Consider the following 12,742-nt stretch of genomic DNA (forward strand, 5'->3'; position numbering starts at 1 on the left):
ACGTGCCCGTTTTGAATTGCAACATTTGATAAAGCATCATGCCATTCAATATTTGTCAGCAGCATGAGGGCGACCCCTTGTTGTTATATCCGGTCGCTATGGCGAATCAGTATGCCACGGCATGGCAGGCCGGCTCTGTGACTGACACTGATCCAATGTGAGGCCGTAATGCTGAATGTGAGTGCCATCCCGCTGGACGAGATCTCCCCCATCTGGGATGACGGTTTCCTCCTGCTCTCAAAAAGCCTGCTGTCGGCCGTGACGCTCGATGACTTCATCAAGAAACTCAACAAGATAGACGTCTGTTTCGACGACGTGATCCGGGTCAACCTGATCCTCAACCAGGGGACGGGGGAGGAGGCCATCTTCTGCTATATGGGGGAGAGGGGCCCAAGGCACCTCGTCTGCCGCAAGGCCGACCTTCACTTTTCCAGGGAGCAGGCGATCATCCTGCCCGCCGCCCGCTTTGAAAACCGCTGCGCCCTGTTGGCGAGCACCCCCGTCTATGATGACCTGCAATCCTACTGCCAACTGCCCATCACCACCGCTCGCAGCCACCTGGGCGGGGTGGAGTTCATCAGCCGCGAGGCTCGCGCCTTTCACATGGAGGTGCTGGCCAAACTGACCCAGCTGGCGGCCATCATCGCCATCGCGCTGGAGAACGTGCAGGACAAGGAGCGCACCCTGGAGCAGGCCCACTCCCTGCGCCTTGAGCGCGACAGCTGCAAGATTTTGGTGGACGTGACCAATGCGGTGATCAAACTGGTGCGCATCGCCGAGCTGCCAAGAAGCCTGTTTGCCATCCTGCAGCACCATTTTGCCATCAGCAGCCTCTGTCTTGCCGAATACAACGCCACCTCCGACAGCTTCAAGAGCTATCTGGTGAACGAAAGCCAGAGCGAGCAGCCCGGCATCATCGACCACTCCTGTTTCGAAAAGAACTGCCTGCAGGGGGCCCTTGGTCACAGCGAACCCTATTTCATCTACCGCGAGCATGGCCACGGCTGCAACGCCCACTGCCGCTTCGCCACCCAGATCCTGCCCCCCGAGGCCAACAGCTCCTGCATCTTGCCGCTGCGTTACCGGGGCAATCTGCTGGGGGTGCTGATCCTCTCCCACCCGGAGGTGGATTTCTTCGTCGATATCGACATCTCCCTGCTCGAACAGGTGGCGGCGCGCACGGCGATCGCCATGAACAACGTGCAGGCGCAGCAGGAGATCTCCAACACCAACGGCGCGAAAGAGAAGACCCTTCGCATTGGCGAGCCCACCGTGCGGGGAGAGTTCTCCCACATCATCTACCAGAGCCCCGTGATGGCGAGCGTAATGGAGAAGGTGCGGCTGGTGGCCGAGAGCGACTGCACCGTGTTGATTTTGGGGGAGACGGGCACCGGCAAGGAGCTGATCGCCCAGGCTATTCATCAACTCAGTGCCCGCAGCAGCCGGGAGATGGTGAAGGTGAACTGCGCCGCCATTCCCACCGGCCTTATCGAGAGTGATCTGTTCGGCCACGAGAAGGGGGCCTTCACCGGCGCCCTGACCCAGCGCATCGGCCGCTTCGAGCGGGCCCACAAGGGCACCCTGTTCCTCGACGAGGTGGGGGACATGCCCATCGATCTGCAACCCAAGCTGTTGCGGGTGTTGCAGGAGCACGAGCTGGAGCGGGTGGGCAACAGCAACCCCATCGCCGTGGACGTGCGACTGGTGGCGGCCACCAACTGCGATCTGCTCTCCATGGTCAAGAACAAGCGCTTTCGCAGCGATCTCTACTACCGGCTCAACGTCTTTCCCATCGAGCTGCCGCCCCTGCGCGAGCGGCGCGAAGACATACCGCTGCTGGTCAACTTCTTTATCAAGAAGATCGCCAAGCGGATGCGCCGTACCATCACCGCTATTCCGGCAGATGCCATGAAGATGCTGGTGTCGCTCCCCTGGTACGGCAATATCCGTGAGCTGGAGAACATCATCGAGCGGGCCGTGGTGATGACCCGCGGTCAGGTGCTCAATCTCTCCCCCGACGAGCTGCTGCCCCTCAAGGGCTATCACAAGATTGAGACCCTGGTTTATGACGAGCCCGATGCCCCCCTGTTCCGGCAGGGGCCGGAGGATGAGCGCGAGGCGATCATCGCGGCGCTCAAGGAGAGCAACGGCATCGTCGCCGGTGCCCGGGGGGCGGCCCAGCGTCTTGGCATGAAGCGCACCACCCTGCTCTCGAAAATGAAGCGGCTCGGTATTTCGGCAAAGGATCCCAGGATCATCGAATAAGGCGGCAACAAGATGTGGCAAGAGAGTGACGTGTTCCGGTGCGCCGCGCCGCGCGAGGTGGTGCACTATCAGGGGCGTGAGGTGACCACCGACAGTGCCATGCAACTGCCCTGCGAAACCCCGGTGGCGCTGGTCTACAACGGCATCGCCCACAGCGTGATGATGTGCTCGGCCGCCGATCTGGAGGATTTTGCCATCGGCTTTTCTCTGAGTGAGGGGATCATCGACGGCCTGCACGACATTCACGACATCGAGCAGGTCAATGGCTGTCAGGGCATCGAGCTGCACATCACCCTGGCCAATCGCTGCATCTATCGCCTGAAAGAGAAGCGGCGCACCCTGGCGGGGCGCACCGGTTGCGGCATCTGCGGCAGCGAGAGCCTGGAGCAGGTGGTGCGCACCTTGCCCCCCTTGCCGGACAGCCAGCGCTTTGCGGTGGGCCTTATCGACAAGGTGCTGGATGGATTGCGCCCCCTGCAGCTGCTGGGACAGTGTACCGGCGCCACCCACGCCGCCGTGCATGTGGACGGGGCGGGCAATATCCTCGCCATTCGCGAGGACGTGGGACGCCATATTGCGCTCGACAAGCTGGTGGGCCACCTGTGTCGCACCGGCCGGCGCGATGGCGCCATCCTGGTGACCAGCCGCGCCAGTTTCGAGATGGTGCAAAAGGCCGCCAGCGCCGGGGTGGAGATCCTGCTCGCCATCTCGGCTGCCACCGAACTGGCGGTAGCGCGGGCCGAGCAGACCGGTCTCACCCTGGTGGGGTTTTGTCGCCCGGGGCGCGCCGAGATCTACAGCGGCTGCCAGCGTATCGTGCTGGCATAAGTGCGGGCCTGGAGCCTGACTACTTCGCCAGGATGGGCACAGGCATCAGTAGTGACATTCAGTGCTGACATTGGCGTTGAGTGGGTGGAACAGGGCAGGGATACACCCACAGGGATGGGGCAGAAACGCTAAGGCGTGATGGGCGCGGCTTGCCCTGTGCCATCAGGTGCAAGTGACAGGCAAAGGTATCACCAGCAAGAGGCCGTAAAAAAGGGCGGGGAGTGTGACTCCCCGCCCTTTTGGCATTGACGCGGCGAATTAGCGGGCCAGCAGGATGCGCAGCATGCGGCGCAGGGGCTCGGCGGCGCCCCACAGCAGCTGATCACCCACGGTGAAGGCGGCCAGGTACTCGGGGCCCATGTTGAGTTTGCGCAGACGACCCACCGGGATGCTGAGGGTACCGGTGACGGCAGCCGGAGTCAGCTCGCGGGCGGTGATGTCGCGATCGTTGGGGATCACCTTGACCCAGTCGTTGTGGGAGGCCAGCAGGGATTCAATTTCTGCCAGCGGCACATCTTTTTTCAGCTTGATGGTGAACGCCTGGCTGTGGCAGCGCAGGGCGCCGATCCGCACGCACAGACCATCCACTGGGATGGCGGCATCCTGGATCCCCAGGATCTTGTTGGTCTCGGCCTGGCCCTTCCACTCTTCACGGCTCTGGCCGTTGTCGAGCTTGGTGTCGATCCAGGGGATGAGGCCACCGGCCAGCGGCACGCCGAAGTTGTCCACCGGCAGGGTGCCGGAGCGGGTCTTCTCGGTGATTTTGCGCTCGATATCGAGAATGGCGGAGGCGGGATCCGCCAGCTCTACCGCCACTTCGTCGCGCAGGATCCCCATCTGGGTCACCAGCTCGCGCATGTGACGGGCACCGCCACCGGAGGCGGCCTGATAGGTGGCCACGCTCACCCACTCCACCAGATCGGCCTTGAACAGGCCGCCCAGGGCCAGCAGCATCAGGCTGACGGTGCAGTTGCCGCCAACGAAGGTCTTGATGCCATCGTTCAGCGCCTGCTCGATGACGTCACCGTTGACCGGATCCAGGATGATGACGGCGTCCTGCTCCATGCGCAGGGAAGAGGCGGCGTCAATCCAGTAACCCTGCCAGCCGGCGGCCTTCAGGCGCGGATAGACATCCTTGGTGTAATCGCCGCCCTGAGCGGTGATGATGATCTCCTGCCTGGCCAGTGCCTCGATGTCGAAGGCATCTTGCAGAGTGCCGGCATCGACGCCGAAGTTGGGGGCGGCCTCACCGGCCTGGGAAGTGGTGAAGAAGGTAGGTTGAATATGGGCGAAATCCTGCTCTTCCTGCATCCGGCTCATCAGAACCGATCCCACCATGCCACGCCAACCGACCAAACCTACTTTTTTCATAATGTCCTACCCTGGATAGCTGCTTAATAATGCGTTGTGGATCCCGTGACCCCTTGTATGGCGCCGGCCATTTACAAGCTGGTTACAAAATACGAGTTGCGAAAAATGTGTCTGTCCACATTACGGATTGTGGCGGCGGGCGCAAGTCGAATTGCGCAATATTCTGTGTCGTTCGCTGCAATATCCAGCGGCGCGAACACCGTAGGGAGGTGGAAAAAGCGGCGCATAAAAGAGGTGGGGAGAGGCGGAGATGAAAAAACAGGCAGGCCACCTGCATAAGGTGGCCTGCCGATGGAGCCTGGGGCGACTCAGGCGTAGCGAGCCAGGGTCAGCCCTTCGTCGCTGATGGCGGTTGCACTGCCACTGATCAGATCGCAGAGCAGTTGGCCAGAACCTGCCGCCATGGTCCAGCCCAGGGTGCCGTGACCGGTGTTGAGCCAAAGCCCGGGGATGGGGCTTGGGCCCACCAGCGGGGTGCCGTCCGGTGTCATGGGGCGCAGGCCGGTCCAGAACTCGGCGCGGCTGATGTCCCCCCCTTCGGGGAAGAGATCGCCCACCACCATGGCCAGGGTGTCGTGGCGTTTGGGGTTGAGCACCAGGTTGTAGCCCGAAAGCTCCGCCATGCCGCCGACCCTGATCCGCTCGTCAAAACGGGTGATGGCCACCTTGTAGGTTTCATCCAGCACTGTGCTGCGGGGGGCCGCATCCGGATTGGTCATCGGCAGGGTGAGGGAGTAGCCCTTGACCGGATAGACCGGCAGCTCCAGCCCGAGCGGGCGCAGCAGCGGACGCAGAAAGCCGGTGCCGTAGCTGCCAAGGGCGCAGACGATGGCATCGGCACGGTATCGTTGCTCACCGGCGCGCACTGCCACGGCGCGGCCATGGGCGACCTCAATCTCATCGATATCGCAGTTGAAGATGAATTTGACCCCGAGTTTCTGCGCTTCCAGCGCCAGCGCCTTGGTAAAGCGGAAGCAGTCGCCGGTCTCGTCGCCAGGCAGACGCAGGCCGCCCACTATCTTGCCGCGCACCCGTGCCAGGGCCGGTTCGGCCTCCTCGCAGCCGCTGTCATCCAGCGACTGGTAGGGGACGCCATACTCTTCCAGCACCTCGATATCGCGCTTGCTGGCATCCAGCTGGGCCTGGCTTCGAAACAGTTGCAGGGTGCCGAGCTGGCGCCCCTCGTAGTCGAGGGCCAGTTCATCGCGCAGCACCTTCATGCAATCGCGGCTGTACTCGGCTAGGCGCACCATGCGCCCCTTGTTGGTGGCATAGGCCGCCGGGGTGCAGTTGGCCAGCATCTTCAGCATCCAGCGCAGCTGGAAAGGGTCGGCGGTGGGGCGCACCGTGAAGGGGGCATGCTTTTGCAGCATCCATTTGGCCGCCTTGAGGGGAATGCCGGGGGCCGCCCAGGGGGCAGCGTAACCGGGGGAGATCTGGCCGGCATTGGCGTGGCTGGTTTCAAGCGCCACCCCCTCTCGCCGCTCCAGCAGGGTCACCTGATGGCCCGCTTTTGCCAGATACCAGGCGCTGGTTACACCAATGACGCCACCCCCGAGTACCACTATCTCCATACGTCTTTCCTTGACTGATGCCTTGATAAGGCCCCCACCTTAATCAGCCGCCACAGTATATTCAACTGGGTAAGATATAATTGGTATAAATATCTATTTACATTTATTTAACTGGTTTTCAATGTTGCTGATTGTTGGTTTTCTGGCATTTAGTGCGACAAGTTGGGTGCCTTTGCATGGCGTCACTTGCAAGTGGCCGGAACAGGCGTGCGATACCCGCCGTGACGGCGATTCAGTTGAACTTTGGGCATGAGGAGCAACGGAGTTCGTTGAGTATCAAAGGGGGCGGATCCAGATAAAAAAAGCCCCCGCATCCGGGATGCGGGGGCTTTGGCAATAGAGGTCAAGGTAGCCGGTTAGACGGCCAAGTACTCCAGCTCGACCGATCCCAGTGCCTTGAGGGTGGACTGGGCGGCGTCGCGCTGGCTGATCTGGCCGTTTTTGCTCTCCAGCAGCACGGCGCGACGGATGGTGGCGAGATCCGCACCGTTCAGCACCGCATGGGCGCAGGCCATCTGCATCGGCGGCAGGCTGGGGTTGAAGGCAGCGTTCTCGGCGTAGCGACCACAGAAGAGGCGGCCATCGGCAAATTGCAGCGCCACCGCGGCATAACCCTGGCTGTAGGGCGCATAGCTTTGGCGAGCGGCGGCCAGAGCGGCCTGCCAGAGCGGATCTTCGCTCTCAAGGGCCAGCTCGTCGTGGGACTGCGGGCTCATCAGGGCATCTGTGATATCGAGATCCGCCGGTCCGAAGGAGTGGGGCAGGAAGGATTGCAGGGCACTGAGATCATCGGGCAGGGAAACCTGCAGGGTCTTGGCGGTGCTCAGCTCGTTCATGAACTGGCGACAGTGGCCGCAGGGGGTGTAGTTGACAGTGATCTCGCTGATCCCGGTCTCGCCACCCAGCCAGGCGTTGGAGATGGCGGACTGCTCGGCGTGCACCGAGTGGAACAGCCCCTGGCCTGCGAACTCCATGTTGGCGCCGAAATACCAGGTGCCGCTCAGGCCGCAGGCGATGGCGCCGACAAAAAACTTGGAGATAGGGGCGACCGAGCAGGCGGCGGCCAGTGGCAGCAGAACCAGGCGCAGGGCGCGATCATCAAGGCCGCTGGCGGCTTTCAGGGTAGCGACCTGATCCGGGGTAAAACGGGCATTGAACGCACTGCCGTCGGCAGGGTCGAGCATGGGCAGCAGCGCCGCTTTGAGCGGGGCGGGCAGGGTATCGAGTGGCTTGGCAAAACGGGGATGCATAGTGTGTCCTCAAAGGCCAATTGGGGGGCCATTGTAGGGAGCAAGCTCGGTGAATTGTGTGAGCTTGCTCACGCCCTGACGGGCAAACGGAGCGGGATAGTAATGGAAACGTTTGTCTTGTGCAAATTGTGCGGCAGGTCGCACGGGCGGGCCCGCAGGCCCGCCTGACGAAGGCTTAGCTCAGCCAGTGATAGAGGGTGAACAGGAGTGGCGCGACGGCGGCGGTGAGAATGCCGCACACCACCATGGCGAGCGACGAGAAGGCCCCCTGGACTATGCCCTGTTCGGCGGAGGTGGCGGTGCCGATGGCGTGGGCACAGGCGCCTACAGCCAGCCCCTGGGCCTCGGGGTCAGTGACCCGCATCAGCTTGAGCAGTGGATAACCAATCAGGGCGCCGATGATCCCGACCACCACCACCACGGCGGCGGCGATGGCGGGAATGCCGCCAAGGGACTGGCTCACGCTCATGGCCAGCGGCGTGGTGATGGATTTTGTGATCAGGGACGCAAGTAGTGCCGGGTCGGCGCCCATAAAATGACCGATCAGCAAGGTAGTACATACCGAGATCAATACCGAGGCCAGGGTGCAGACTAGGATGGGCTTGAGCCTGGCCCGGATCTGGCGTGCCTGCTGATAGAGCGGCAGGGCCAGCGCCACCACGGCGGGCTCCAGCAGCGCCGTGATGGGGCGGGTGCCGCTTTCGTACTGCTCAAGGGGCAGGTCAAGCCAGAGCAGCAGGCCGATGATGACGGTGGTGGGCACCAGCACCGGATTGATGATGGGCCAGGGCAGACGGCGATGGAGCGCCCGGGTGGCAAAATAGAGTGCCAGGGTCAGGGGAATGGCGAGCCAGAAGATCATTTGTTCATCCTCTGGTAAAGGTGCCCGACGGTGCCGAGGATCAGCACTATGCCCACCACGATGCAGAGCATGATGAGGCCCAGGGATTGGCGCAGGGGTTCCAGCCAGGCCACCAGGCCTACGGCCACCGGCACGAACAGGACCCCCATATGGCGCAGCAGCAGACCGGCACCGAGCTCGACCCACTGCAGCTTCACCAGTTGCAGCGAGAGCAGCACGAACAGCAGCAGCATGCCGATGATGCTGCCGGGGAAGGCGAAGGGCAGGATGGCTGCCACGGTTTTACCTGCCAGCAGGCAGGCGACGATGACCATAAAGTCACGAAGGTATAGCAAGGCACGTTGCGCGATCACGTGAGCCCCTTCCTGATAACTGTGAAGAAAAGCGCAGTTTACCAGAGAGGCCGGGTCGCGGCATTAAAACAATAACAGCTGAAATCAGTTCGTTTGAAGCTGATTTAATTGAAGTTTCGTTTTTGAAAATTGTCTGATAGAACCCTTTTCGAACTACAAGGAGTAGTGATGACATCCCTCTTGTCCCGTATCCGCCAGCTGGCGACCGATAATGATCTGCCCGCGCACTTGTTGCAAACCCGCCAATGGGATGGCCCCCTGTGCCGGGTGCGCCTCGACAACACGGGGCGTGACGATACCCCGGTGGGGCGCTGGGTGCTGTTTGACGGCAAGCTCGGCCTCTCGCCCGATGTCTCCATCTATGGGGAGGGGTTCCAGATGCTGGCCCAGACCATGGGCAGCTGGCAATCGCCGCAGCCGGTGGGGCGTTGCCCCGATGCCAGTGTCTATCGCATCACGGGTGACGAAGGCTTTCACACCGTGCACAACCTGCTGCTGGTAGAGCACGGCAAGGGCTGGCTGCTGCTTGCCTTTGCCAGCTGCCACCGCTTTGGCGGCGAGTTTCGCCTCTATCCCGATGGTCGCCTGCAGATCCTGATGAACTGCGAGGATCGTCTGCTGCCTGCCGGCCAGCACTGGCAGAGCGAGGCGCTGATCTGCCTGGAAGGGCCGGAGCGTGAGGATCTGCTGGCCGAGCTGGCGACTCTGATCGAGGCTGAGCATGGATCGCTGATCGGCCAGGTCACCACTCGCCCCAGCGGCTGGTGCTCCTGGTATCACTACTACAGCGATGTGAGCGCCACCGACATTCGCGAGAACCTGGCGGTGCGCGCCGAGCGCTTCCCGGCCCTGCGCTACGTGCAGATAGACGATGGCTATCAGGCCAAAATGGGGGACTGGCTCACCCCTTCTGCGAAATTCGAGCAAGGGGTGGCGGCGCTGGCCGCAGAGATCCGCGCCGCTGGCTGCGAGCCCGCCCTCTGGGTCGCCCCCTTTATCGCCGAGCCCACCTCGCAGGTCTTTCTGGAGCATCCCGACTGGTTCGTGAAAGGAGATGACGGCTTGCCGCTGCCTTCCGAGCGGGTCACCTACGGCGGCTGGCGCTGCACTCCCTGGTATGTGCTGGACGGCACCCATCCCGAGGTGCAGGCCCATCTCGAACGGGTGTTTCGTACCCTGCACGAGCAGTGGGGCATCCACTACTTCAAGCTCGATGCGAACTTCTGGGGCGCCATTCACGGCGGCCAGTTCCACGACCCGTCCGCCACCCGGGTCGAGGCCTATCGGCGCGGCATGGCCGCCATCTTGCGCGGGGCGGGCGAGGGGACCTTCCTGCTCGGCTGCAACGCTCCCATCTGGCCGAGCCTGGGGCTGGTGCACGGCATGCGGGTGAGCGACGACGTGGAGCGCCACGGCCCCCGTTTTCGCCAGATAGCCCGCGAGGCGTTCTGCCGTGCCTGGCAAAACGATCGGTTGTGGGCGCTGGATCCCGACTGCGTTTGCCTGCGGGATCTGCCGAGTCAGCAGGCCAGCGCCACCGATTACCACTTCCATCTGGCGGCGCTGGTGGCAAGCGGCGGCATGATGCTGGCGGGAGACAGGCTGCAGGATCTTGACGAGGCGCAGGGGGCGCAGCTCAAGCGGTTGCTGGCCCTGTGTGCGGCCCGCGCCCCTTCCGCCCGTTTCGAGTCGATGGACTTCGCCTGCGGCGAGGTGAGCCTGCCAGGTGGCGAGACGTTGCTCTGCCTGTTCAACTGGGAGGCACTGCCCCAGGAGTTTTTGCTGCCAGAAGGCGGAGTGGATTTTTGGGATGAACAGCCGGTTGGCACCTCGATCACCCTGCAAGGGGGCGAGGGGCGAGTGATCCGCTACCTCTGATCAAGACGCAGTGACAAACAAATCAGGCTCCGTGAGGAGCCTGATTTTTCTATGAGATTTTCAATGGGGTCAGTAATGCCACTCAAAACCGACGGCGTAATTGGCGGAGCCGTAGCCCGGGATGTCGTTGTTGGAAACGATGGCCTTGAGGGTCAGTTGCGAGCTTAATGGCACGCCGAGACCAAAGCCGATGGCAAGCTGATCGTTGGGGTTGCCGATCAAATCCACCCGCATCACCCGATAGAGGGACATGTCCTCACTCAGGTGCACATAGGCCTGGGAGGCACGGTTGTAGGCCTGCCCGAACACCTCCAGCTGGAAGCCCGAGTGAGCGCTGATGGCCAGCGGCACCCCGACAAACTTGTAGAGGGGGGAGTCGTTGAAGTAGCTGTTGGTGATCTGGGGGGTAAAATCGGTCTTCTCGTAGAGGGTGTTGAAGCTGTGGGCCACGATTTGATAGGTCTGCTCCGGCAGTCGGGCAAGGTAGTCCGGGACATCGAAACGATAGGCGCCCTGGGCAAACAGGGGCAGCAGAGCCAGTAATCCAGACAGCGTGCGCAAAGAAGGCATAGGCAGACAAGTATCCGGTTGACCGTGCCTCGCCATCATGGCGAGACGTTCACAAGATATTGGTACTTGAGGAAAAATTCCCCTTCGTCATTATTGCGCGATGAAGGGGAACCGTGTGGAAGATTTATGTGAAATCACTCACAACTCATAACTCTTCCAGATAACGATAGAGACTCTTGAGAATCGCAAAGTTCCGTTCGTTACCCTGATTTTGCTCTGCCAGCGCTTCGAGGCGAGGGGCGTAATCGGGCAGATGATGGCTGAAGTAGTCGCTGCAGTGCAGACGCCAGCGCTTCTGTTCCGCTTCGCTCAAGGTATGGGGCCAGTTGCGGGCGCGGTAGCGGAACAACATCTCCGGTAGGCGGGCGTCGCTGAAGGCGAACTCCCGCTCACCCAGCAGATCCGGCGGGGTAGCGCGCACCAGGTCCATGGTGGATTTGTCGCCATGGCCGAAGAAGCCAGCGTAGAGCTGGGTATCCGGATCGCCGTCATTGCTGCCGGCAAACTCCTGGTTGAACACCTCCACCAGTTTTTCCCGCACCTCGGGGTGGGCGCGCAGCAGATCCAGGCTCTTGCGGCACTGCTCCCGATTGACGCCCAACTCATCGGCGCGCTCCGCCGTCAGGGTGGCCGCCGGCGCCAACACAGGGCACTTGTTGATGTGCACCAGCTTCACCGGAATGCCGGCCAGATCCCCCAACTCCTCTTTTTTGGTATAGAGGCGCTCGCGGATCTCCTCGCTCGACAGCTCGATGAGTGGGGTGGGATCGCGGGTGAGATCCACCATGATCACCGCGTTCTGGTTGGTGGGGTGCCAGGCGAGCGGCGATACCCAGCTCACGCAGCCCTGCCAGGGAGAGAACATGCCGGAGACATGGACCAGCGGCTTCATGGTCACCACGTCAATGAGCGCCTTGACCTTGTTCTTGTTGCGCAGATCAAAGAGATAACCAAACAGCTTGGGCTGGGCCTTTTTCACCAGTTTGGCCATCTCGATGGTGGCCAGCACGTCGGAGAGCGCGTCGTGGGCGTTGGCGTGAGACACGCCGTTGGCGACGGTGAGCTTCTCCAGCCTGAAACTCGGCTTGCCCTCCTCGTCAAAGGCCCACTCGATCCCCTCCGGGCGCAGGGCGTAGCAGGCCCGCAGCATGTCGAGAATATCCCAGCGGGAGTTGCCGTTCTGCCAGCTGTAGGCATAGGGGTCGTAGAAGTTGCGATAGAGGGTGTAGCGGGTCACCTCGTCATCGAAGCGGATGCTGTTGTAACCCAGCACGCAGGTACCCGGGGTGGCAAACTGCTCGTGGATCTGGCGGATGAAATCCGCCTCGCAGAGCCCATCCTTCATCGCCTTTTGCGGCGTGATGCCGGTGATAAGACACGCTTCCGGCTGCGGCAGATAGTCCGCTGGTGGCTTGCAATAAATCACCAGCGGCTCGCCAATCAGGTTGAAATCCGCATCGGTGCGAATGCCGGCAAACTGCGCCGGTCTGTCCTTGGCTGGACTGATGCCGAAGGTTTCGTAGTCGTGAAAGAAAAATGTGGGCCCGCTGCCCGGGTGCGCTGTGTTGCTCATGTTGTTCGAGATGGGGTATCCGGTGACGGCGGCGCCTAGCGCCGGGGTGGGCGGTGCCAGGCACCACAATTACCTGCATGGTAAACCATAGTGCCGCCAGAGCGAAGCCTGGGGGAATTGCCTGCTGGTTTAATCGGCAGGGGGAAAAATGGGGGAGGTACTTGGGAGTGTCGGCGGGCAGGGCGTCCTGACCATTTGCGACGGCGAATGTTGCCTGC

Annotated in this window: 10 protein-coding genes; 3 read left to right on the forward strand and 7 right to left on the reverse strand. The window is 61.9% G+C overall.

All coding sequences use genetic code 11. From position 1 onward, the window contains the following. Nucleotides 1–168: 168 nt before the first annotated feature. A complete protein-coding gene (locus tag ACB028_RS08885) occupies nucleotides 169–2,265 on the forward strand; it encodes a sigma 54-interacting transcriptional regulator (RefSeq protein ID WP_371144078.1) in 2,097 nt (698 codons plus the stop codon). A gap of 12 nt (nucleotides 2,266–2,277) precedes the next feature. Continuing rightward, the gene (gene fdhD, locus ACB028_RS08890; protein ID WP_026457136.1) at nucleotides 2,278–3,093 is read left to right on the forward strand and encodes a formate dehydrogenase accessory sulfurtransferase FdhD; all 816 of its coding nucleotides are present in this window, start codon (nucleotides 2,278–2,280) and stop codon (nucleotides 3,091–3,093) included. 258 nt (nucleotides 3,094–3,351) lie between these two features. On the opposite strand, the gene asd is transcribed toward fdhD, so the two are convergent. The 5 genes from asd to ACB028_RS08915 all read right to left on the reverse strand — a co-directional run bounded on the left by asd (nucleotide 3,352) and on the right by ACB028_RS08915 (nucleotide 8,503). Beyond that, entirely contained in the window at nucleotides 3,352–4,464 is a 1,113-nt protein-coding gene (asd, locus tag ACB028_RS08895; RefSeq protein ID WP_026457135.1) for an aspartate-semialdehyde dehydrogenase, read from the reverse strand. Nucleotides 4,465–4,772: 308 nt separating this feature from the next. After that, nucleotides 4,773–6,038, reverse strand: coding sequence for a D-amino acid dehydrogenase (locus tag ACB028_RS08900; protein WP_026457134.1), 1,266 nt, complete (start codon nucleotides 6,036–6,038; stop codon nucleotides 4,773–4,775). A gap of 356 nt (nucleotides 6,039–6,394) precedes the next feature. Then, nucleotides 6,395–7,288, reverse strand: coding sequence for a cytidine deaminase (cdd, locus tag ACB028_RS08905; RefSeq protein WP_061477431.1), 894 nt, complete (start codon nucleotides 7,286–7,288; stop codon nucleotides 6,395–6,397). Between the two features lie 175 nt (nucleotides 7,289–7,463). Then, complete coding sequence (locus ACB028_RS08910) at nucleotides 7,464–8,150, reverse strand: LrgB family protein (RefSeq protein WP_124238175.1); 687 nt, start codon at nucleotides 8,148–8,150, stop codon at nucleotides 7,464–7,466. Next, on the reverse strand, nucleotides 8,147–8,503 hold the full coding sequence (locus ACB028_RS08915) for a CidA/LrgA family protein (RefSeq protein ID WP_026457331.1): 357 nt from the start codon (nucleotides 8,501–8,503) through the stop codon (nucleotides 8,147–8,149). The genes ACB028_RS08910 and ACB028_RS08915 overlap by 4 nt, the downstream gene beginning before the upstream one ends. A 168-nt stretch (nucleotides 8,504–8,671) precedes the next feature. Here ACB028_RS08915 and ACB028_RS08920 point away from each other — a divergent pair, with 168 nt between their 5' ends. Then, complete coding sequence (locus tag ACB028_RS08920; protein ID WP_371144079.1) at nucleotides 8,672–10,381, forward strand: glycoside hydrolase family 36 protein; 1,710 nt, start codon at nucleotides 8,672–8,674, stop codon at nucleotides 10,379–10,381. 69 nt (nucleotides 10,382–10,450) lie between these two features. On the opposite strand, the gene ACB028_RS08925 is transcribed toward ACB028_RS08920, so the two are convergent. Both ACB028_RS08925 and sbcB read right to left on the reverse strand, forming a co-directional pair. Next, nucleotides 10,451–10,951 (reverse strand): hypothetical protein, encoded by a 501-nt coding sequence (locus ACB028_RS08925; RefSeq protein WP_223377575.1) that lies wholly within the window; start codon nucleotides 10,949–10,951, stop codon nucleotides 10,451–10,453. Between the two features lie 145 nt (nucleotides 10,952–11,096). Next, nucleotides 11,097–12,524, reverse strand: a complete 1,428-nt coding sequence (sbcB, locus tag ACB028_RS08930) for an exodeoxyribonuclease I (protein WP_371144080.1) — start codon at nucleotides 12,522–12,524, stop codon at nucleotides 11,097–11,099. Nucleotides 12,525–12,742 lie beyond the last annotated feature (218 nt).

The organism is Aeromonas sp. S9(2024) (genome assembly GCF_041403185.1).
GTDB classification, from domain to species: domain Bacteria; phylum Pseudomonadota; class Gammaproteobacteria; order Enterobacterales; family Aeromonadaceae; genus Aeromonas; species Aeromonas enteropelogenes.

Coding starts and splice junctions, on each gene's coding strand:
- ACB028_RS08885 (WP_371144078.1), top strand. CDS start 169: ATGCTGAATGTGAGTGCCATCCCGCTGGACGAGATCTCCCCCATCTGG.
- fdhD (WP_026457136.1), top strand. CDS start 2,278: ATGTGGCAAGAGAGTGACGTGTTCCGGTGCGCCGCGCCGCGCGAGGTG.
- asd (WP_026457135.1), bottom strand. CDS start 4,464: ATGAAAAAAGTAGGTTTGGTCGGTTGGCGTGGCATGGTGGGATCGGTT.
- ACB028_RS08900 (WP_026457134.1), bottom strand. CDS start 6,038: ATGGAGATAGTGGTACTCGGGGGTGGCGTCATTGGTGTAACCAGCGCC.
- cdd (WP_061477431.1), bottom strand. CDS start 7,288: ATGCATCCCCGTTTTGCCAAGCCACTCGATACCCTGCCCGCCCCGCTC.
- ACB028_RS08910 (WP_124238175.1), bottom strand. CDS start 8,150: ATGATCTTCTGGCTCGCCATTCCCCTGACCCTGGCACTCTATTTTGCC.
- ACB028_RS08920 (WP_371144079.1), top strand. CDS start 8,672: ATGACATCCCTCTTGTCCCGTATCCGCCAGCTGGCGACCGATAATGAT.
- ACB028_RS08925 (WP_223377575.1), bottom strand. CDS start 10,951: ATGCCTTCTTTGCGCACGCTGTCTGGATTACTGGCTCTGCTGCCCCTG.
- sbcB (WP_371144080.1), bottom strand. CDS start 12,524: ATGAGCAACACAGCGCACCCGGGCAGCGGGCCCACATTTTTCTTTCAC.